The organism is Stutzerimonas stutzeri (genome assembly GCF_024448695.1).
Classification (GTDB): Bacteria; Pseudomonadota; Gammaproteobacteria; order Pseudomonadales; family Pseudomonadaceae; genus Stutzerimonas; species Stutzerimonas stutzeri_T.
Window position 1 is genome coordinate 74131 of the sequence record NZ_JAMOHY010000003.1, and the last position, 19313, is coordinate 93443.

The 19313-nt window shown below is 62.8% G+C and carries 21 protein-coding genes; 11 read left to right on the plus strand and 10 right to left on the minus strand.

The window, feature by feature from the left end; translation table 11 throughout:
- Positions 1 to 295: 295 nt before the first annotated feature.
- From NAV32_RS04320 to NAV32_RS04335, 4 genes are all read left to right on the plus strand, one after another.
- Positions 296 to 811 carry a sigma-70 family RNA polymerase sigma factor gene (locus NAV32_RS04320; RefSeq protein ID WP_256051566.1) on the plus strand — a complete coding sequence of 172 codons (516 nt, stop codon included), beginning with the start codon at positions 296 to 298 and terminating at the stop codon, positions 809 to 811.
- A complete protein-coding gene (locus NAV32_RS04325) occupies positions 808 to 1764 on the plus strand; it encodes a FecR domain-containing protein (protein ID WP_256051567.1) in 957 nt (318 codons plus the stop codon). The genes NAV32_RS04320 and NAV32_RS04325 overlap by 4 nt, the downstream gene beginning before the upstream one ends.
- 111 nt (positions 1765 to 1875) lie before the next feature.
- Complete coding sequence (locus NAV32_RS04330; RefSeq protein WP_256051568.1) at positions 1876 to 4413, plus strand: TonB-dependent siderophore receptor; 2538 nt, start codon at positions 1876 to 1878, stop codon at positions 4411 to 4413.
- Positions 4414 to 4480: 67 nt separating this feature from the next.
- Entirely contained in the window at positions 4481 to 5662 is a 1182-nt protein-coding gene (locus tag NAV32_RS04335; protein ID WP_256051727.1) for a PepSY-associated TM helix domain-containing protein, read from the plus strand.
- Positions 5663 to 5680: 18 nt separating this feature from the next.
- Here NAV32_RS04335 and NAV32_RS04340 read toward each other — a convergent pair whose 3' ends face one another.
- From NAV32_RS04340 to NAV32_RS04350, 3 genes are all read right to left on the minus strand, one after another.
- Positions 5681 to 6115: a DUF1850 domain-containing protein gene (locus NAV32_RS04340; protein ID WP_256051569.1), complete on the minus strand. Its 435-nt coding sequence runs from the start codon at positions 6113 to 6115 to the stop codon at positions 5681 to 5683.
- Positions 6112 to 8139: a TRAP transporter permease gene (locus NAV32_RS04345; RefSeq protein WP_256051570.1), complete on the minus strand. Its 2028-nt coding sequence runs from the start codon at positions 8137 to 8139 to the stop codon at positions 6112 to 6114. Before NAV32_RS04345 ends, NAV32_RS04340 begins: the two co-directional genes overlap by 4 nt.
- Positions 8140 to 8274: 135 nt before the next feature.
- A complete protein-coding gene (locus NAV32_RS04350; RefSeq protein WP_256051571.1) occupies positions 8275 to 9228 on the minus strand; it encodes a TAXI family TRAP transporter solute-binding subunit in 954 nt (317 codons plus the stop codon).
- Positions 9229 to 9629: 401 nt separating this feature from the next.
- Between NAV32_RS04350 and NAV32_RS04355 the strand changes: the two genes are divergently transcribed.
- The 3 genes from NAV32_RS04355 (at position 9630) to NAV32_RS04365 (ending at position 10820) form a co-directional block, all read left to right on the plus strand.
- The gene (locus NAV32_RS04355; protein WP_256051572.1) at positions 9630 to 9872 is read left to right on the plus strand and encodes a hypothetical protein; all 243 of its coding nucleotides are present in this window, start codon (positions 9630 to 9632) and stop codon (positions 9870 to 9872) included.
- Between the two features lie 118 nt (positions 9873 to 9990).
- Positions 9991 to 10245 (plus strand): outer membrane protein assembly factor BamE domain-containing protein, encoded by a 255-nt coding sequence (gene bamE, locus NAV32_RS04360; RefSeq protein ID WP_256051573.1) that lies wholly within the window; start codon positions 9991 to 9993, stop codon positions 10243 to 10245.
- A gap of 29 nt (positions 10246 to 10274) precedes the next feature.
- Positions 10275 to 10820, plus strand: coding sequence for a lipocalin family protein (locus tag NAV32_RS04365; protein WP_256051574.1), 546 nt, complete (start codon positions 10275 to 10277; stop codon positions 10818 to 10820).
- An 8-nt stretch (positions 10821 to 10828) separates the two neighbouring features.
- Here NAV32_RS04365 and NAV32_RS04370 read toward each other — a convergent pair whose 3' ends face one another.
- Positions 10829 to 11209 carry a DUF2141 domain-containing protein gene (locus NAV32_RS04370; RefSeq protein ID WP_256051575.1) on the minus strand — a complete coding sequence of 127 codons (381 nt, stop codon included), beginning with the start codon at positions 11207 to 11209 and terminating at the stop codon, positions 10829 to 10831.
- Between the two features lie 98 nt (positions 11210 to 11307).
- Here NAV32_RS04370 and NAV32_RS04375 point away from each other — a divergent pair, with 98 nt between their 5' ends.
- The 4 genes from NAV32_RS04375 to NAV32_RS04390 are packed head-to-tail and all read left to right on the plus strand — an operon-like array spanning position 11308 to position 14803.
- A complete protein-coding gene (locus NAV32_RS04375; RefSeq protein ID WP_256051576.1) occupies positions 11308 to 12222 on the plus strand; it encodes a dialkylrecorsinol condensing enzyme in 915 nt (304 codons plus the stop codon).
- Positions 12223 to 12247: 25 nt separating this feature from the next.
- The gene (locus tag NAV32_RS04380; protein WP_256051577.1) at positions 12248 to 13411 is read left to right on the plus strand and encodes a beta-ketoacyl-ACP synthase III; all 1164 of its coding nucleotides are present in this window, start codon (positions 12248 to 12250) and stop codon (positions 13409 to 13411) included.
- Positions 13401 to 13811, plus strand: a complete 411-nt coding sequence (locus tag NAV32_RS04385) for a hypothetical protein (protein WP_256051578.1) — start codon at positions 13401 to 13403, stop codon at positions 13809 to 13811. The genes NAV32_RS04380 and NAV32_RS04385 overlap by 11 nt, the downstream gene beginning before the upstream one ends.
- Positions 13808 to 14803, plus strand: coding sequence for a BtrH N-terminal domain-containing protein (locus tag NAV32_RS04390; RefSeq protein ID WP_256051579.1), 996 nt, complete (start codon positions 13808 to 13810; stop codon positions 14801 to 14803). The genes NAV32_RS04385 and NAV32_RS04390 overlap by 4 nt, the downstream gene beginning before the upstream one ends.
- Before the next feature lie 60 nt (positions 14804 to 14863).
- On the opposite strand, the gene NAV32_RS04395 is transcribed toward NAV32_RS04390, so the two are convergent.
- From NAV32_RS04395 to NAV32_RS04420, 6 genes are read right to left on the minus strand one after another with little or no spacing between them, the layout of a single operon-like run.
- Entirely contained in the window at positions 14864 to 15430 is a 567-nt protein-coding gene (locus NAV32_RS04395; protein WP_256051580.1) for a hypothetical protein, read from the minus strand.
- The gene (locus tag NAV32_RS04400; RefSeq protein WP_256051581.1) at positions 15427 to 16527 is read right to left on the minus strand and encodes a beta-ketoacyl synthase N-terminal-like domain-containing protein; all 1101 of its coding nucleotides are present in this window, start codon (positions 16525 to 16527) and stop codon (positions 15427 to 15429) included. Before NAV32_RS04400 ends, NAV32_RS04395 begins: the two co-directional genes overlap by 4 nt.
- Entirely contained in the window at positions 16524 to 16790 is a 267-nt protein-coding gene (locus NAV32_RS04405) for an acyl carrier protein (protein ID WP_256051582.1), read from the minus strand. The genes NAV32_RS04400 and NAV32_RS04405 overlap by 4 nt, the downstream gene beginning before the upstream one ends.
- Positions 16772 to 17959, minus strand: a complete 1188-nt coding sequence (locus tag NAV32_RS04410) for an ABC transporter permease (RefSeq protein WP_256051583.1) — start codon at positions 17957 to 17959, stop codon at positions 16772 to 16774. The genes NAV32_RS04405 and NAV32_RS04410 overlap by 19 nt, the downstream gene beginning before the upstream one ends.
- Positions 17956 to 18840 carry an ABC transporter ATP-binding protein gene (locus NAV32_RS04415; RefSeq protein ID WP_256051584.1) on the minus strand — a complete coding sequence of 295 codons (885 nt, stop codon included), beginning with the start codon at positions 18838 to 18840 and terminating at the stop codon, positions 17956 to 17958. Before NAV32_RS04415 ends, NAV32_RS04410 begins: the two co-directional genes overlap by 4 nt.
- Complete coding sequence (locus NAV32_RS04420; RefSeq protein WP_256051585.1) at positions 18833 to 19240, minus strand: beta-hydroxyacyl-ACP dehydratase; 408 nt, start codon at positions 19238 to 19240, stop codon at positions 18833 to 18835. Before NAV32_RS04420 ends, NAV32_RS04415 begins: the two co-directional genes overlap by 8 nt.
- Positions 19241 to 19313: the final 73 nt, after the last annotated feature.

Sequence of the window (19313 nt, forward strand, 5' to 3'; positions counted from 1 at the left end):
ATTTTCACAAGGCGTTGAACTTCGGGCCAAACAGGCGAGTCATAGGCTTCGAAGGGTGTGAAAGCTCTTCGATGCTCCTTGTTGTGTTAAGTGTTGGCAGATCTTCGGACCCCGCCCTAGCGGTCCGGATTCAACCTCGAACTTCCCCCTCCCCCAACGAAGTTCGAGGTTTTTTTTGCCCAAGAAAAGGCACTCGAAAACTGCCGGTTCCGGCTTTGGCGATCAAGGCGTTACGCAGTAGAATTTTGCTATTGAGAAGCGTTATCATTCCCGCATCAAGCGTGCGGGAGGCTCCATGGCAGCCGACGGACTTATCCGGCAACAATTCATGCATCGGCTCTATGTCGAGCACCAGGGCTGGCTGAACGGGTGGTTGCGGCGTCAGCTGGGCTGTAGTCAAAACGCTGCTGATCTGGCGCAAGACACCTTCGTCCGGCTAATGGGCAAGGATCAGGATTTAGCCGTAATCCGCGAGCCACGCGCCTATCTACACACCATCGCCAAAGGGTTGCTGATCAATCACTGGCGTCGCCGTCAGGTGGAACAGGCCTATCTTGATGCCCTGGCGCTGCAGCCGGAAGCAGTAGCGCCCTCGCCTGAATCCCAAGCGCTGATCGTCGAGACACTGTTGCGCATCGACGCGATGCTGGCCCGGCTGCCGTCGAAGGTGCGTGCGGCATTTCTTATGTCCCAGCTGCACGGTATGAAGTACGCAGCCATTGGCGCAGAGCTGGGCGTTTCCGAGCGCATGGTGAAAAAGTACATGGCCCAGGCGATGCTGCATTGCCTGCTGCTGGTGGAAGAGCCGTGAACGCCGATTACCGGGTACTGCAGGAGGCAGCACAATGGTTTGCGGTGCTGCAGTCCGACTCCGCCAGCGAGGCTGACCGACTGGCCTGGCGCGCCTGGTTGCACGAGCCGGAGCATGTGCTTGCCTGGCAACGGGTCGAGCGGATCAGCGGGCAATTCCAGCCGCTTGCAGATGACCGGAGCGGATGTGCAGCCAGCTGCCTGTTGCAGCAGCGTCAGCCCAATCGCAGGCAGGCGCTGAAGTTGCTTTCGCTGATGACGGGTGGAGCGCTGGCAGTGGTGGCGGGTGCAGGCTCCTGGCGGGACTGGTCCGCTGACCAGCGCACAGCGGTCGGAGAAGTGCGCGCGTTACGCCTGGCGGACGGCTCGCAACTGTGGCTGAACACAAACAGCGCAGTGGATGTGGCCTTTGATGGAGACAGGCGCCAGGTTGCGCTGTATCGCGGAGAGTTGTTGCTCGATACGCCTGATGAGCGCCGCCCTCTGCTGCTGCGTACGGCGCAGGGCCGGGTGCAGGCACGCCAGCGGGCACGCTTTGCAGTGCGACAGCACCATGGGGCGACCCAGCTTGATGTGTTTGCCGGTGCGGTGGAAGTCCAGCCGAGCCGTCTCGACAAGCCGCACACCATTACCTCGGGGCAGCAAGCAAGGTTCGACAGCGACCTCATCCAACCGGCACAACCCGTTCAGGCTGCCAGCCAGGCATGGGCCAGCGGCGTACTGCTGGCTGACAACCTGCGTCTTGAAGACTTCGTTACCGAGCTGGGTCGCTATCGCCGTGGCTATATCGGCTGCGACCCGCGCATAGCCGATCTGCGAGTCGTAGGCGCATTCCCGCTGACGGATGTCGGGCAGGTGCTGGACGCGCTGGAAAGCACTCTGCCGCTACGCATCCACCAGCGCCTGCCCTGGTGGGTCAGCCTGGAGCCCCTGATCCAAACAGGCGAAGCCTGAGCCTAATGTTGCGTGGATGAAAAAGATTCTCAATTCAGTTCCCTTTTTGGCGAGCCAGGCGGGCATACCGTCACCGATCGTGAATTTTGCCTTCGCCAAAAAGGATGCCTCATGCCTTCCCGAATCCGCCCGTTTCAGCATTCCCAGCGTCTGACGCACGCGATCCGTGCTGCGATGTTCTGTCTGCCACTGGCGACCATGGTCGCTCCGCCTGCAGCGCTTGCGCAGTCGGCTGCCAGCGAGCAATCGCTGCGCAGCTATGCTATTCCCCCAGGTTCGTTGTCCAGCGTGCTCAGCCGCTTCGCCGGTGAAGCAGGCGCCATGCTCTCGGTAAATGGCGCCTTGCTTGAGGGGCGTCAGTCGAGCGGCCTGAGTGGGCAATACAGCGTGGCAGAAGGTTTCGATGCGCTGTTGCAAGGCAGTGGGCTACAGGCTGTACACAACAGCCGGGGCACCTACTCGTTGGTTCCACGTGCCGAACAGGTCAACGCCGTTGAACTCAAGCCCATGCTTGTTGAAGGGTTCGCGCTGGGTAACGCCCTGGGCGAGATGGAGGGTTACAACGCCACCCACAGCAGCGTGGCAACCAAGACCAGTATGCCGCTGGTGCGCACCTCGCAAAGCGTGTCCGTGGTCACGCGTGCACAGATCGATGATCAAGGATCTCAGACCGTCTCCGAAGCGATTCGCTATGTCCCAGGCGTGGTGACCAATCCCTATGGCGCCACACGGCGCTACGACTACGTCGCCATGCGCGGCTTCAATGATGGCTCGGTGGATAACATCATCGTCGACGGACTCAAGTCGATGAGCGACGCGGGCACCTTCAGCAGCCTTCAGGTTGATCCCTATTTCATAGAGCGTATCGATGTGCTCAAGGGGCCGTCCTCGGTTCTATATGGCCGCAGCAACCCCGGCGGCCTGGTGGCATTGACGACCAAACGCCCGCAGTTCGAGGCGCGTCGTTCGGTAGAACTCTCTGCCGGGAGCAATGACCATAAAAGCCTCGGTTTCGATTTCACGGGCCCTCTGACCGAGAACATCGCCTACCGTCTCGTGGGTATCGCCAAGGATGGTGACACCCAGTTCGATCATGTCGAAGAGACGCGCTACACCCTGATGCCCAGCGTGGCGATCAACTTCAGTGAAGATACCTCGCTGAACCTGTACGGCTATTTGCAGAGTGATCCGCAAAGCGGCTACCACGGCGGTCTGCCGGCTTCCGGAACGCTTTATCCCCACACCAACGGCCAGCGAATTTCGGACAGCTTCTTCGAAGGTGAGCCGGGTCTGGATACCGCCAAGCGCGACCAGCAGATGTTCGGTTATGAATTTCAGCATCGGCTGAACGAGGTCTGGAGCGTACGGCAAAACTTCCGTTATCTGGACTCCGAGCATACGCAGGAGCAGGTATACGCATGGGGCTATGACAATTTTGACCCGTACCCTGGCTACATGCCACGTCCCAATGAGTTGTATCGCCAGTACACAGGGGCCGAAGAGGCTCTGCATTCCTGGATCATCGATAACATGGTCCAGGCTGAGTTCATGACGGGTTCAGCCATGCACACGCTGGTGATGGGGTTCGATTACCAGCGAATCAAGAACGTGGTGGATTGGGCTTATGGAACCCCGGGCAATATCGATCCGTTTCGCCCTGAGTATGGCAACGACGAGGTCGCTTATTACCCGCCATATGATCTTTACAGCTACCTGAGGCGCAAGGAGCAGACCGGTACCTACATCCAGGATCTAATTGAAGTGGGTCGCTGGAATCTGTCGCTGGGCCTGCGCAAGGACTGGTTCGAGGTTTCTGAAAGCAACCGTCTGGACGAGTACAGTGCCTCTACAGGCCTCGTCAATCGAGCTGCAGGTACCGAGAACAAACTGGACGACAGTAAGCTGACCGGTCGTGCTGGCGTGCTCTACCAGTTCGACAATGGCGTTGCGCCCTATATCAGCTACTCCGAATCGTTCAATCCATCGACCTACAGCGATGCTGCCGGCAGCCTGCTCGATCCCTCGGAAGGAACCCAGTGGGAGCTGGGGCTGAAATACCAGCCGCCGGGCACTGACGACCTTTACACCGCCTCGCTTTTCCACATCACGCAGGAAAACGTCGCGACCAAGCAGGCGAGCGAAGACTTCTATCGCAAAGCCGGCGAACTGGAGTCTCAAGGTCTCGAACTGGAGGCGCGCATTCAGCTGAGTGACAGTCTGCGATTGCTGGGCAGTTATACCTTCACCGAAGTCGACTACACCAAGCCTTATTTCAACAGGGCTGCCGATGGCTTGACGCGCAATGTCGAGGGCAACACGCCAGCGCAGACGCCAGAACACATGGCCAGCCTCTGGGCGGATTATCGCTTTGCCGGTGGCGCACTTGCCGGGTTGAGTGCAGGGCTCGGCGTTCGTTATATGGGCAAGAGCTGGGCGGATGCGGAAAACACCGTGCAGGTGCCGTCATACACGCTGTACGACGCATCGCTCAGCTACGACCTGGCGCAGGTCGGCCTGAGGGGCACTTCAGTGCGTCTGAATGCCAATAACCTGACGGACGAAAGCTATGTTGCGTCCTGCGGAAGCCTCAACTTTTGCTACTACGGCGCCGAGCGAAACGTGACTGCAACCATCAGTCACGAATTCTGATCGATCAACCAGCCGCCGTCCCGACAGGGCGGCGGCTTTGTGCTTTCTGAAAGACGGACGACGGATGATGCGTTCCATTCTCGTGCTTTTGCACCGCTACATCGGCCTGGCCACTGCCCTGTTCCTGTTCCTCGCCGGTATCACCGGCAGCATCCTGGCCTTTCATCACGAACTGGACGAATGGCTGAACCCGGAGTTCTACCACACCACCAGTGAGGGTCCGGTGCTGGCGCCGGGGACGCTGGTGGAACGCGTCGAGCAGGCCAACCCGCGTCTGCAGGTCTGGTACATGGCGTTTCCCAGCGAGCCCGGGCACGCCGCATTGATGGCGCTGGTGCCGCGCAATGATCCGGCGACTGGCAAGCCCTATGACGAGCGACCGGTGGTGCACTACCTAGATGCGGTGAGCGGCGAGACGGTGGGCGCACGCTACTGGGGCGAATGCTGCTTCTCGCGCAAGAACTTCGTGCCCTTCATCCTCGAGTTTCACTACAACCTGTCGCTGCCGGGCAATTGGGGCCTGTGGCTGATGGGCATCGTGGCGATTGCCTGGACGTTCGACTGCGTCGTCTCGCTGCTGCTGACTTTTCCGCGTGGCCGACCGTTCTTCGGCAAGTGGTGGACGGCCTGGAAGATCAAGCGTCAGCGTCTCAATCATGACGTGCACCGTGCCGGGGGCCTGTGGCTGTGGCTGCTGCTCGCGCCAGTGGCGATCAGCAGCGTGGCGATGAACCTGCCCGAGCAGGTGTTCAAACCGGTGGTGTCGCTGTTTTCGCCAGTGGAGGCGAGTGTCTACGAAGCTCGCGGGCGAATGCCGCCCGAGCAGCTGGGCACGACCGCCTACGACTTCCATCAGGCCTACGACTATGCCATGCAGCACGCCGCTGAGTTGGGCCTCACCGAGGCGATCACCGAGCTGTACTACAGCTTTGAATACAACTTCTATGGCGCGGGCTTTGGTGAGCATGACAGCAACCAGGGCAATGCCTGGCTGTTCTTCCACGGCAGTGACGGGACGAAGTTGCTGGGTCAGGAAATACCGGGGCAGGGCACGCTGGGCCAGCAGTTCCACATGTTGCAGCCGGCGATCCATGGTGGGCGCATTCTCGGCATGCCTGGGCGCATCCTGATCGCAGTGCTGGGCGTGGCGATTGCCGTGCTGTCGGCAACAGGTGTGGTGATCTGGTGGCGCAAACTGCGGGCGAGAAGAGCAACTGCGTTCAAGCGGGGGCAGGTGCAGGTGGTTTGATTGCGTGAAGCGGGTTGGTTATCGATGCGCCGGTTGTCCCGATCCACTGCCATCATGAGGGTCGGCCTTGGCCAAGCTGCAGCCCCAGACCTCCAGTGCCGGCTGGTCCGCTTGTGGCGGGCCGAGCCATTCGCTCATGGCGTGGCAACGCTGGTCAAAACACAGTTGGTAATCCCCTGCCTCGGGGGTTCGCCCCAGGCGCAGGAGTGGCAGCGGTGGCATCCGGCGCTGGTAGTGCCAGGCCCCGTTACGCAGTTCGGCATCATCCGGGATTTCCATCCCGGCGCCGGAACCCTTGACCCGCGCTTCGCCGAGCAGCAGCCCGTCCGGCGTCACGCGGTAATCCTCTTCCCAACGGATCTTCTCGATGGTGTGGGTCCACGCCAGGGTGAAGGCGGGTGTGGGCACCTCGGCCCATACCACGCCAGCGAGCCCCAGGCAGAGCCCTATCACGCTGCCGCCAGACGCTCGGCGCGGCGAGCGCGCCAGATGTGCTGCACCAGGAAGATCGTGCCGAGGGCGAAGCCGATCTCGTCACTCATCGGCGTGGCGAGGATCATCGAGGCGCCCGCGGCGAAGGCCAGCAGTTTTTCCCACAGCGCCATGCGCCGCTGCAGGTAGCCGGTGAACACCGCGCCCCACAGGCCGATGGCGAAGCCGGCCTTGAACAGCATGTACAGCGTGGCGCCCCAATCGCCGCCCTGCATCATCAGCGCCGGGTTGTACACCGCCATGAACGGCACGATGAATCCGGCGATGGCGATGCGGATGGCCCACATGCTGATCTTCAGGCCCTTCTCCTTGGCGATCGGTGCGGCGGCGAAGCATGCCAGCGCCACCGGCGGCGTCAGGTCGGCCATGATGCCGAAGTAGAAGACGAACATGTGCGAGACGATCAGCGGCACACCGAGGTCGAGCAGTGCCGGCGCGGCGATCGAACTGGTGATGATGTAGTTGGGAATGGTCGGGATACCCATGCCCAGCACCAGGCAGGTCAGCATGGTCAGCAGCAGCGAGAGGAACAGGTTGTTCTCGCCGACCGCCAGGATATAACCGGCAAAAGTCGAGGCCACGCCGGTCAGCGAAACGATGCCGATGATTACGCCGACCAGGGCGCAGGCGATGCCCACAGGCACTGCGTGGCGCGCGCCTTCGACCAGCGCATGCAGGCAGATGACCAAGGTGTCGCGACCGCCCTTGATGAACCAGCACACCGCCACCAGCGCCGCGATGACGCCAAAGATGACCCCGATGCCGAGCTGGAAGAAGCCGGCGCAGAGCAGGCCCAGCGCGATCCAGAAGGCGATGCGCAGCCCGAACGACGACACCTTGAGGATGATCGCCGAACCGAGGATGACGATTGCCGTCAGCGCCAGACCGATGGTCCCGGCGAACATCGGCGTGCGTCCGGAGAACAGCAGCCAGACCAGCACCACCAGCGGGATCAGCAGGTACCAGCGCTCCTTCACCGCAGCCCAGGCACTCGGGCATTCGTCCTTCGGCAGGCCCTTGAGGCCGGCGCGCTTGGCTTCAAGGTGGACCATCCAGAACACCGAGCCGAAGTACAGCAGCGCCGGAATCAGCGCGGCCTTGGCGATCTCGACGAAGGGCACGTTGATGGTTTCGGCCATGATGAACGCGACCGCACCCATCACTGGAGGCATGATCTGGCTGCCCATGGACGAGGTGGCCTCGACGCCGCCGGCGAACGCCGGGCGATAGCCGAAGCGTTTCATCAGCGGAATGGTGAACTGACCGGTGGTGACCACGTTGGCCACGCCCGAGCCGGTGATGGTGCCCATCAGCGCGGAAGACACCACCGACACCTTGGCCGGGCCGCCGAGCTTGTGGCCGAACAGACCCATGGCGAAGTCGGTGAACAGCTTGATCATGCCGGCCTGCTCGAGGAACGAGCCGAACAGGATGAACAGGAAGATGTAGGTCGCCGACACATAGGTCGGTGTGCCGTAGAGGCCTTCGGTACCGAACGACAGCTGGTTGACGATCTGGTCCAGGTAGTAGCCGCGATGGGCCAGTTCGCCCGGCAGGTATTCGCCGAGCAGACCGTAGGCGAGAAACAGTCCGCAGATAATCGGCAGGGCGATGCCCATGACCCGCCGCGCGGCTTCGAACACCAGCACGATCAGCGTCAGGCCCACCACCATGTCGGCGGTGCTCATGTCGCCGGAGCGCTGGATCAGGTCCGCCTCGAAATACCACTGATAGAAGAAGGTGGCGAAGCCGGCCAGGCCCAGCAGCCAGGCGAGCGGTTGGAACGGCTTGCCGTTGCCGCGCGCCGGGTAGCAGAGGAACACCAGCAGCAACAGAAAACCGACGTGACCGGCACGCAGCACCTGGCTGGACACCGGGTGAAAGGCGGCGGTGACGATCTGATAGATGGAGAACAGCAGGGCGACGTAGAACAGCGCCCTCGGCCATTCGCTGGGGCTGGCGTGCAGCCCTTGGCTTTCGCTCATGGGAATTACTCTCTCACTGCAAGGGGGCCTGTAGAAGCAGGCTTGCCAACGAGGCAACGCGGGCAAGCCTGCTGCTACAAGGAGCGGACTGGAACAGGCGCTGGGGCCTGCTCCGTCCGTCTGTCAGCGCTTGGGTTACTGCAGAACCCCGGCTTCCTTGTAGAAGCGCTCGGCACCCGGGTGCAGCGGGATCGGCAGGTTCTTGGTGGCGTTTTCCAGCTTGATGTCCTTGGCTGCGGAGTGGGCGTTGCCCAGTGCCGACAGGTTGTCGAACATCAGCTTGGTCATCTGGTAGGCCACTTCATCGGAGACCTTCTCATGGCTGACCAGGATGTTGGTGATGGCCACGGTGGGTACGTCGGCGTCCTGACCGTCGTAGGTGCCGGCCGGGATCACGCCCGCCAGGTAGGCATCGCTCTCGATCTTCTCGACCACATCGGCCGGAATCTCGACGAAGACCACCGGCATGGTGCTGGCCAGGTCGCGGATGGCGGCCATGCCCAGGCCCGAAGACTGCAGGGTGGCGTCCAGCTGACGGTTCTTGATCAGCTCGACCGACTCGGCGTAGGGCAGGAATTCGACACGGCCCATGTCCTTGTAGTCCAGGCCGGCGGCCTTGAAGATCGCGCGGGCATTGAGTTCGGTGCCGGACTTCGGTGCGCCGACGGAGATGCGCTTGCCCTTCAGGTCGTCCAGCGTCTGGATGCCGGATTCCTTGCTGGCCACGATCTGGATGTAGTTGTTGTAGGTGCCGGCGATGGCGCGCAGGCGCTTGAGTGGCGCCTTGAAGCCGGCGTCCTCGACACCGTTCCAGGCGTCGGCAACCGAATCACCCAGGGAGAAGGCCAGCTCGCCGCGACCGGCCTGCAGCAGGTTGAGGTTTTCCACCGAGGCCTTGGTGGCCTGAACGGATGTCCTGGCACCGTCAATCTTGTTGTACTGCTGCGACAGGGCCACGCCGATCGGGTAGTACACGCCGCTGGTGCCGCCAGTGAGAATATTGATGAAGGTCGGCGCAGCGACAGCCGCCGTGCTGGCGGTGAACGCTACTGCTGCAGCGAGCAGGCCCAGGCTTTTGGTCAGTCTCATGGTGGATCTCCGTTTCGTTTTTATTGGTTGGTGCAGCACTCACGATAGACGATTGCTCTCGGTAGAGGAGGCAGAAGCCGAGAGGACAAGCAGAGGGGCGATGGTGTCGGGGCATCCCCCAGGCAGGTGTATCGCTGCAACCTTGTTGTCATTGGCATCGCATCGAGCACAGATGCACTGCAGGAGCCGTGCCAGTGCTGTTTGCATGGAGGCTGAAGGGTTTGCGACGATAAAAGCCGGTTTGATCGGCAGGAATCCGCCTATTCGGCTTCATGCGTCGGCGAAAATGCGCCCACGCAGGCGGTTGGCGATACTCCCGTCCGGTAGTGGGTGCCGGGATGTGCTTGTGCAATAGGCTGACAGCGCTACAGTGGGGCAGCCCTTTCCAGCGAAGCCCGACCATGCGTGCACTGCTTCTCGCGTTCAGCCTGGCATTCCCGCTATTGGCGAATGCCGCCCCGGCGCCCTATTACCAGTGGCAAAGCAAGACCGACGGCACAGTCATTTGCCGGCAAACCTCGCCCGGGCATGGCTGGGAGCGCCTTAGTGAGCAGCCGTTTCGCGATCTCAACTGCACGATGCCGGCCACCCGGACGGACCGTCCCACCGCAATACCGGGCTTTCGCCCGCAGCCGGGACGTTAAGACCTTTGGCAGATGCTGCGACAAAGCGTGATCAGTGAGGTCTGATGGCAGGCGCCATCAGCTCGGCAGCCACGCGAGACACTTGTCTATACTGCGCTGCAGCCTTGGGAGGTGCTCTATGTCATTGCGTTATGCAGGAATGCTGGTCGCGCTGTTGGCCCTTGCCGGCTGCAGTCCGGTCACTCAGGAAAACTTCGCCAAACTCGAAGCCGGGATGTCGCGACAGCAGGTGGAAGCGTTTCTCGGCAAGCCGGGCGAGTGCGCCGGTGCGCTGGGCATGTCCAGCTGTACCTGGGGCGCCAAGCATCGGTTTATCAGCATCCAGTTCGCCGGAGACAAGGTCATGATGTTTTCCGGCCAGGGTCTGAAATAGTTCAAATCGCATTCGATTGGGAGAGAAGCATGCGTATCGCCAGTGTTCTTCTGAGCGCCGTCCTGCTGGCCGGTTGTTCCGGCTCCAAAAGTGTCGATGACGCACCGTCCACCGTGGGCAATGTCGACCTGCAGCGCTACCAGGGCATCTGGTACGAGCAGGCGCGTTTGCCGATGTTCTTCCAGCGTGACTGCATCAGGTCCGAGGCCCGCTACAGCCTGCTGGATAATGGCAATGTCGAGGTGGTCAACCGCTGCGAAACCACAAGCGGTGAGTGGAAGGAGGCCAGAGGTGAGGCGGAGCCGCAGCAGCCGGGCAGTACCGACAGGCTCTGGGTGCGCTTTGACAACTGGTTCAGCAATCTCTTCCCCGGCCTGACCAAGGGCCACTACTGGGTACTCTACCTGGATCAGGACTACAGCGTCGCGCTGGTGGGCAGTCCGGATCGGGAGTTTCTCTGGCTACTGTCACGCGACGTGCAGCTCGATGCGGCGACACGTGATCGTCTGCTCGACGAGGCGCGCAAGCGTGGCTACGACACCGGTGGGCTGATCTGGCGAGGCGAGGCGGGCTGATGCTGCATTCACTCCAGCGGGTGATTCGAGCCACCCCGGTGTAATTTGATCTGCACCAGACTGTCACGGTCGTCATGTTCGAAGGCGCAGCCTTGCGGCTCGGGCTTTCCCCTGCTCAGACGCGCGTTGCCGGAGAAGCCCACGGGTTCGCGCGGTATGCCCCTGGGGCTGAGATCGAGCTGGCCGTTGCCGTTCAGGTCGACGAATAGCTGTACGGCATAGCGTCCGGGCGGGACATCGGTAAACACCAGTTCCTCAAGGCCGCCGCTGATGTGCCGCAGCGGAGCGTTCCAGTGTTCTGCCGTGGCTGCATGCAGCTCGGCATAAAAGAGGCCCTGCTCCACCGGCGCGGTCTGCAATTGAATGTCTGTTGCTTGCGCTGCGCCCATGCCGGTCGTCACAAGGCCTGCAATGAGCCAGGCGCGCGTTACATTCTGTTTTACATGCTGTGGCATAATCGCGACCATTTTCGGTGACAGAAGTTTCAATGCGCCAGGTCTTGGTCGTTCACTATTCGCAAACAGGGCAGCTTGGACGGCTGGTGCAGTCCGTCTGTGCGCCGCTGCTGGTGCGTGACGATCTGCAGGTGGATTTCCTGCCTGTGCAGCCGGCCACACCTTATCCCTTTCCCTGGCCCTTTCTCACCTTTTTCAGCGTCTTCCCCGAAACCGTGCTGATGCGTCCGGAGCCCCTGCAACCGTTGCAGGTGGACAAGGCCAAGCGCTATGACCTGGTGATCCTCGCCTATCAGGTCTGGTTCCTTTCGCCCTCACGGCCCATCACCAGCTTTCTCGCCTCGCCTGAAGCGGCGCAACTGCTAAACGATACGCCGGTGGTCACGCTGATCGGTTGCCGCAACATGTGGCTGATGGCCCAGGAAAAGCTCAAGGCACGTCTGGATGCGCTGGGTGCGCGACTGGTGGACAACATCGTGCTGACCGATGAATGTGGCAGCGCGGCGAGTTTCCTCGCCACGCCGCTGTGGATGTTCACCGGTCGCCAGAAAGCGTTTCCCTGGGTGCCCAAGGCCGGTATCAGCGAGGCGGAAATTGCCGGCGCGCGGCGTTTTGGCGTGGCCATCGGCGAGCGTCTGGCGCTGAGCGGGCCTGTTGAGCAGCCGATGCTGCGCGGCCTGGGTGCGGTACGAATTGATGAAAAACTGATTGCCAGTGAGCGTGTAGGCGCCCGTAGTTTCAAGGCCTGGGGTACGCTGCTGGCGGCCCTCGGCCCGCAGCACAGCCGGCGCCGTCGCGTCGGGCTGATCGTCTATATCGTTTTTCTGTTGAGCCTGATCATCACCGTGGTGCCGATCACCGCCTTGCTGAAAAAGCTGCTCGCCCCGCTGACCCGCGCCCGGATCCAGCGAGAAAAGGCCTACTTTGCTGCGCCGTCCGGCGAGTGAGAGAGCGTTTCGAGGACTGATTCCCTTGGTAAATCCCGTCTACATCACCCGCATCAGTACTTGCCTGCCGCACGATCCGGTCAGCAACGAGCAGATGGAAGCCCGTCTCGGTCAGGTGGGTGACCGGCCTTCGCGGGCGCGCTCCATCGTGTTGCGCCGCAACGGCATACGTCAGCGTCACTACGTGATCGATCCGCTCACGGGCAAGCCGAGCATGACCAATGCGCAGTTGTCTGCCGAGGCCATTCGCGGCCTGGTCGGCCCCGCTGAACTGCAGGATATCCAGTGTCTGGTGGCCGCCACCTCCTCGCCGGACCAGACCCTGCCGGGCCATGCGGTGATGGTGCATGGCGAGCTGGGCAATCCACCCTGCGAGGTGGTGACGACTGCCGGCATCTGCCTGTGCGGCGTCAGTGCGCTGAAATACGCCTGGCTCAACGTGGCCAGTGGCGAGAGCCGCAACGCCGTGGCCTGCGGCTCGGAAGTCGCTTCGGCGCTGATGCACGCACGCAATTTCACGGCGGAAATCGATAGCGCCGCCGAGGATCTGGAACGCAGTCCGGAGCTGGCCTTCGAGAAGGACTTCCTGCGCTGGATGCTCTCTGACGGCGCCGGCGCGGTCTGGCTGGAAGACCGCCCCAACCCCAATGGCCTGAGCCTGCGCATCGACTGGATCGATATCCTGTCCTTCGCCGATCAATTCCCGGCCTGCATGTATGCCGGTGCACACATGGAGGGCGAGCAGCTGGTGGGCTGGAGCTGCATGTCTGCGCAGGAGCGTAATCGCCGTTCAGTGATGGCCATCAAGCAGAACGTCAAACTGCTCAACGAGAACATCGTCGAGGTCACCGTGGAGCAGGCACTGCAGCGCATCCGCAGGCGCCGGGATATCCGCGCCGAGGACATCGACTGGTTCCTGCCGCACTATTCCTCCGAGTTCTTCCGTGATCGCCTGGCCGAAGGCCTGGCCCGTATCGGCTTTGCCATTCCCCTGCAGCGCTGGTTCACCAACCTGACGCGCAAGGGCAATACCGGCGCGGCCTCCTTTTTCATCATGCTTGACGAGCTGTTCCACAGCGGCCAGCTCCGGGCCGGCCAGCGGCTGCTGGGTTATGTCCCGGAAAGTGGCCGCTTCTCCAGCGCCTTTCTGCACATGACCGTGGTCCAGGGCGTATCGGATGAAGCTTGACGAGGTCCCGCAGGACCCCAACAGCAGCTACGGTGGCCATAGCAAACTGCTCTACGCCGTCGACGAGCAGGGCCGCTACTGCGGTACGCAGAGCGCTGGCTGGGAGCCGGAGTCCTATTCCACGCAACTGGCCGTGGCGCAGCTCGAAGAGCAGGAAGCCCAGGCCCTGACCGAATGGCGCAGCGGGCAGGCCTCGCCGCTCAAATGCCTGATGTACCGCTATCGTCTCGACGAGCCGGCGCTGGCGCAGGTGACCGGCTTCTGGCAGTGGCGCATTCGTCGGCATTTTCGGCCCGCCATCTATCGCCGGTTGTCTGCCGGGCAGCTGACCCGTTATGCCGAGGCCTTCGGCCTGGATGTCGCCGAACTGATCCGCTATCAGCAGGAGCTACCGCGATGAGCACCTTCCAGCATCGGCAGAGCGCTCACTGCGAAAGCGGCGTGATGGCCAATCTGCTGACGCACGCCGGTCTGCCCATGAGCGAACCGATGGCGTTCGGCCTGTCCTCCGGGCTGGCGTTCGCCTACCTGCCCATCGTCAAGCTTGGCGGCATGCCGCTGATTGCCTACCGGATGCCGCCGAAGCACATCATCAAGACGCTGAGCAAACGCCTCGGTGCGCGGCTGCACACCGCTACCTTCCGCCAGCCGGAACAGGGTCGCCTGGCGCTGGACCGCGCGCTGGCTGAAGGCCGTCTGACCGGCCTGCAGAGTTCGGTGTTCTGGTTGCCCTATTTCCCGCCGGAGATGCGCTTTCACTTCAACGCGCACAATCTGCTGGCCTATGGCCGTGATGGGGACGACTACCTGCTCAGCGATCCTGTATTCGAAGAGCCGGTGCGTTGTGCCGGCGCTGATCTGCAGAAGGCCCGTTTCGCCAAGGGCGCGTTGGCCGCCAAGGGGCTGATGTACTGGGTTGAGGATGTACCGGCTGAGCAGGATTGGGATCGCCTGGTGCGACAGAGTCTGGTTTCCACCTCGCGTATTCTCGACGGCATGCCACTGCCCTGGATCGGCATTCGCGGCATCCGTCATCTGGCCGCGCAGATCCGCAGGCTTGATCCGGTGCAGACCAAGTACAACCGCCTCTATCTCACGCATATCGTGCGCATGCAGGAAGAGATCGGCACCGGTGGCGCCGGCTTCCGTTTCATGTACGCCAGCTTTTTGCAGGAGTCCGGCGCGTTGCTGGGCGATCCGGCGCTCAACGACATGGCCGTGCAGCTGACACGCATCGGTGACGACTGGCGCCAATTCGCCTCGGCTTGCGTGCGCCAGTCGCGCAACAAGCAGGGCGACAGTGACTTCAATGCCATCGCCGGGATGCTGGAAAGCATCGCCGTGCAGGAGCGCGAACTGGTGCGGCGGCTGGCGGACTGGGCCAGACGCTAGCTCCGCTGTAGGTCGTGTTAACCGAAGCGTAACCCGGCGATGAGGCTGACAGCGGAGGCCCTACGAGCCCAGTTCCAGCCGCACAACCTCAACTGAATCGCTCAGCGCCACGAAATCCCGCGCGCTGAGTGCATCGCCGCCATTCTCCAGCACCAGCGCCTGGACGCAGAATCCGTCCTGCTCGTCTTCGTCGACCAGCAGCACCAGCCCCTGCCGGATCTGCGCCCGTTCCAGGTCGTTGCCCGCCAGATCGAGCAGATGCCCCCAAACCTGGGGGCCGGCACCGATAAACAGGTTCGGCCCTTGCAGGCCCAGTTGTTGTGCCACATGAAAGCCTGCGGCATTGCTGACGCTGTTGACGAACTCGAAGGGCTTGGGCAAGCGCTGTTGGGCGCAGACGTTCTCCAGCAGCGCGAACATGTTCTGTCGCGCCGGGTAGGTGGCGGCGAGATAAAGCCCGGTGTCTGCCTGCAAATGCGCCTTCAGCGGCGCGGCAGCAAGCAGTGCCAGCAGCGTCAGGCGGTCCGTGCGCCGTGGCGGGTTGGGCAGGTGACTGCCCAGGGCTGCCTTGAGTTCGCTGTCGCTGTGGTTGCGACAGCGGACTTCGCTGGCGGCGATTACCTTCATGGCGTGATTCCTTGCAATACCAGGCTGGCGTTGTTGCCACCGAAGCCGAAATAGTTGGCCAGCATCAGACTGTGGCCGGCTACTGCCAGCGGTTCGGCGGCCAGTGGCAACAGCGCCTGTCCGGCGTAATCGCAGCCTGGCAGTGAGCCTTGGCGCAGACTCTCCAGCAGCAGCAGGGTTTCGCTGAGGCCGCAAGCGCCCAGCGTGTGTCCCAGATAAGGTTTGAGCACGCACAACGGCGGCAGCGCCTGGGCGAAGGTGCGGCGCATGCCGTTGCTTTCAGCCAGATCATTGGTCTGAGTGGCAGTGCCGTGCAGTTTGACCAGGGCGATCTTCGCCGGCTTGGTTTTTGCGCTGTACAGTGCGCGACGCATGACCCAGTCGATATGGCTGCCGTCCTCGGCAGTGTTGGTCAGGCTGCTGGTGTCGCAGGCGCTGAAACCGCCCAACAGCCGTGCCAGGGGCGCCGGGCCGGGTTCGCAGGCGAGCATCACGCTGGCGTAGGCCTCGCCGAGAATCAAGCCGTCACGTTCGGCATGGAAAGGGCGATAGGCCGCGCTGGGACTGGTCAGTTCCAGCACTCCGAAGCCTTGCCGGGTGACTTCGCTGGGCGTTTCGAAGGCCACCACCAGCGCGCGCCGGTAGTGGCTGCGGGCAATCAGCCGCGCGCCATAGAGCAGTGCATTGGCGGCGCTGGTGCAGGCGGTATTGAGGGTGAAGGCGCCGGCGAAACCCCACTCGCGACGGAGCTCTTCGGCCAGGGCGTCAAGTGCCGGGGCCATCTGATTGCCGGTTGCCTCACCGGCTGCAACCCGCGCCTCGATGGCCGCGATATCCAGCGTGGTTGAAGCAAGAATCAGCAGGCAGTCGTCCAGCGCGCCACCCTCGCTGCTGGTGCGGATCAGCTGTTGCAGGCGCTGGCGCAGATCCAGTGGTGCGCCGGCAACAGCCAGATACGGACGTTGCTCATGGCGCTCGTGCAGCTCGAACCACTTCGGCTGCGGCAGCCGACCCTCATGGCAGGCAAGGGCAGCGTCCTGCAGGTTTTCGCCCAGGGCGCTGCACAGTTGAGCGGATTGCAGGTAGACCGGCTTCACGAGGTCAGCCTGATAAAGGCAGCAATGCTGTCGATGCTGTTGAGAATGCGCCGGCCATCCTTGGCGCCCTCGATGCGTACGCCGTAATGCTGTTGCAGAGCCAGTGACACCTGCAGCGCGTCGAGGCTGTCCATCTGGATGCGGCTTTGCTGACCGAACAGTGGCTCGTCGTCGGCGATACTCTCCCAGTCGATATCGTCCTGCTTGTCGCATTCGCGGATCAGCAACTGCTTGAGCGCCTGTTTTAGTTGTGTGTCGTCCATTGCGTGTCGTTCAGTCGTTTGAGAAACAGGAACAGCGCCAGCGCACCCACCCCCACCGCGAACAGCAGCAGGCGGGCGCACCAGGGCGCAACATCGGTCAGCGAACCCTGGCCGACCAGCAGTACCAGAAAGGCATCGAGGCCCCAGCTCATGGGTGAGAGCTCCGCCAGCCGGGCCATGGCCTCGGGCATCACGCTTTTGGGCACCATGACGCCGCCGATGGCCGCCAGAATCAGGTTGATGCCGCCGCTGTACATCAGCGCCTGCTCGCCGCTGCGCGCCAGGCTGGCGATGGCCAGTCCCAGGCTGCAGGCCGCCAGGGCCAGGCTGCCGGCCAGCAGTAGCCAGGCAGCGATGCTGCCGGGCAGGTGCAGGCCGGGCAAGCCCAGCAGCGGGAGTGCCCAGACACCGATGGCCAGCAACAGGCCGAATTGCAGCAGATTGATCGCCAGATAGGGCAGCAGTTTGCTCAGCGCCAGCGTGCCCATGTTCACGCCCAGGCAGCGCAGGCGCAGCAGGGTACCGCTCTGCTGCTCGCGCTGGAAACTGTTGGCCATCGGCAACATCACGAAGAACATGCCGAAGATCAGCCAGGCCGGCACGCTGTGCTGGCTGGCGTTGGCGCGCTGGTCGAGGGCGCCACTGGCCAGGCGTTCCTGCTCGTCGATGCGAACCTCGGTGCGCTGCCGGATCAGCGTCATGCGTTCGGCCAGGGACGAGTCGGCGTCGAGTTCACCCGTGTCCAGCAGAAACGCCATCAGCCGCGTCTGCGCCAGTGCAGCATGGGCGGCGGCGCGCACGCGCTGGCGGCTCAGGGCGTCGGTGGCGGCGGGGAAGACCAGGCCCAGGCTGGCCTGTTCGGTGTCCAGCAATTGCTCGGCGAACGCCGGACTCAGGCGAAGATGGGGGGCGGAAGTGGCGGTACTTTCAAGTCTCCGGCTTTCGCCCAGCTGTTCATCCAGCGCGGCAGCAAAGAAGGCGCTTTCCTCACTGGGCTGAGGAATTCCCAGAACCAACTCCAGGGCTGGCAGACGATCCTGGTTGACCTCGGCCAGGGCGAAGGCCATCAGCAGCACGAACAGCGCCGGCATCAGAAACAGCACGCCCAGTGCATGATGGTCGCGGATCAGCAGCAGGAATTCCTTGCGCACCAGTGCCCGTAACCTCACAGCGCACCTCCGCTGAAGTGCAGGTAGAGCTGTTCCAGCGAGGGCCGACCGAAGCGCAGCAGGTCGGGCAGTTGCGGTTGGCTGGCGATGAACTGGCACAGGCGGGCCAGCTGGGGGGCGTCGATACGCTCAATGCGGCAGCCACGAGTGGTCGGCAGGCATTCGAGCTGCAACTCCGCGAGCAGTGCATCGAGGCCGCTTGGCGGCGCGGTGGGCCATTCGAGTAGCAGGCCATGGTCATCGCCGAGCAGCTGGCGCTTGTCCAGATCGAGACGTACCTGGCCTTCGGCGAGCAGGACGATCCGCTGCGCCAGACGCTCGATCTCTTCCAGATAGTGGCTGGTGTAGATCACTGCGCAACCGTCGGCAGCCAGGCCCTGCACGGCGCCGAGCAGCAGCTCGCGCGAATGTATATCGACACCGACTGTGGCTTCGTCGAACAGATACAGCGCAGCAGGCTGCAGCAGCCCGATGGCAAAGTTGAGGCGGCGTTGCTGACCACCGGAAAGCCGGGCGGCGCGAGTTCCCAGCAGTGACTCCAGATGGGTGTCGTGGATGCAGCGCTGCAGGCGGTTGCTGCGTTCGGTTCCGCGCAGCCGGTAGAGGTCGGCGAACAGCTGCAGGTTTTCCTTCACGCTCAGCCCAGCATGAAAGGCCGGTTGCTGTGGAACCAGGCCGATGCTGCGCTCACCCTGCCAGCGGATTTCACCCTGCTGCGGCTGGCGCAGGCCAGCGATCAGCGATAGCAGGGTGGTCTTGCCTGCGCCATTGCTGCCCAGCAGCCCCAGGCACTGGCCGGCTTCCAGACGCAGATTGATGCCGTCCAGCGCCGGGTGCTCGGTGTCGGGATAGCGAAAGCCCAGGCCGCGTAATTCAAGCATGAACAAGAACCAGCAGCAGGCGGCCATCGAGCAGCAGTCGGTCGCCGCTGTGGATGCTGAAGGCGTAGAGCGCGCCGGTCGGGCTGAGCGTTTCCTGCGTCGCACTCACCAGCAGCAGACCGTTGCGCTCGCTGGGTTCGTGGTGCAGCTGCAGTGCGCTCAGCTTGCCCACGAGGGCCATCTCGATGGATTTTCCAGCGCCGTATAGGGCACCATGCGCGCCGCACAATTGCGCCGCCGCCTCGAACAGCAGGCAGGGCGAAGCATCGGGACCGAATGGTTGCAGATGGGACCAGGCGCTCAGGCCGCGGATGCCGCCGGGATCGTGTTCGAGCACCCGGTCCAGCCAGAGCGCGGGTCCCTGATGCGGCAGCAGGCTGAGCAGTTGGGTTCGATCCATCGTGAAGACTGCTGCGAGAATATTGGCGGGCCGGAAGTGTAGCAGATGGCTTCCAGGCATGGCCGTCCACCCA

Excerpts from the sequence above, each read along its gene's own strand:
- NAV32_RS04355 (WP_256051572.1), top strand. The coding sequence starts at position 9,630 with ATGCGTGCACTGCTTCTCGCGTTCAGCCTGGCATTCCCGCTATTGGCG.
- bamE (WP_256051573.1), top strand. The coding sequence starts at position 9,991 with ATGTCATTGCGTTATGCAGGAATGCTGGTCGCGCTGTTGGCCCTTGCC.
- NAV32_RS04330 (WP_256051568.1), top strand. The coding sequence starts at position 1,876 with ATGCCTTCCCGAATCCGCCCGTTTCAGCATTCCCAGCGTCTGACGCAC.
- NAV32_RS04385 (WP_256051578.1), top strand. The coding sequence starts at position 13,401 with ATGAAGCTTGACGAGGTCCCGCAGGACCCCAACAGCAGCTACGGTGGC.
- NAV32_RS04375 (WP_256051576.1), top strand. The coding sequence starts at position 11,308 with ATGCGCCAGGTCTTGGTCGTTCACTATTCGCAAACAGGGCAGCTTGGA.
- NAV32_RS04370 (WP_256051575.1), bottom strand. The coding sequence starts at position 11,209 with ATGGGCGCAGCGCAAGCAACAGACATTCAATTGCAGACCGCGCCGGTG.
- NAV32_RS04390 (WP_256051579.1), top strand. The coding sequence starts at position 13,808 with ATGAGCACCTTCCAGCATCGGCAGAGCGCTCACTGCGAAAGCGGCGTG.
- NAV32_RS04320 (WP_256051566.1), top strand. The coding sequence starts at position 296 with ATGGCAGCCGACGGACTTATCCGGCAACAATTCATGCATCGGCTCTAT.
- NAV32_RS04345 (WP_256051570.1), bottom strand. The coding sequence starts at position 8,139 with ATGAGCGAAAGCCAAGGGCTGCACGCCAGCCCCAGCGAATGGCCGAGG.
- NAV32_RS04350 (WP_256051571.1), bottom strand. The coding sequence starts at position 9,228 with ATGAGACTGACCAAAAGCCTGGGCCTGCTCGCTGCAGCAGTAGCGTTC.
- NAV32_RS04415 (WP_256051584.1), bottom strand. The coding sequence starts at position 18,840 with ATGCTTGAATTACGCGGCCTGGGCTTTCGCTATCCCGACACCGAGCAC.
- NAV32_RS04365 (WP_256051574.1), top strand. The coding sequence starts at position 10,275 with ATGCGTATCGCCAGTGTTCTTCTGAGCGCCGTCCTGCTGGCCGGTTGT.
- NAV32_RS04395 (WP_256051580.1), bottom strand. The coding sequence starts at position 15,430 with ATGAAGGTAATCGCCGCCAGCGAAGTCCGCTGTCGCAACCACAGCGAC.
- NAV32_RS04335 (WP_256051727.1), top strand. The coding sequence starts at position 4,481 with ATGCGTTCCATTCTCGTGCTTTTGCACCGCTACATCGGCCTGGCCACT.
- NAV32_RS04405 (WP_256051582.1), bottom strand. The coding sequence starts at position 16,790 with ATGGACGACACACAACTAAAACAGGCGCTCAAGCAGTTGCTGATCCGC.
- NAV32_RS04420 (WP_256051585.1), bottom strand. The coding sequence starts at position 19,240 with ATGGATCGAACCCAACTGCTCAGCCTGCTGCCGCATCAGGGACCCGCG.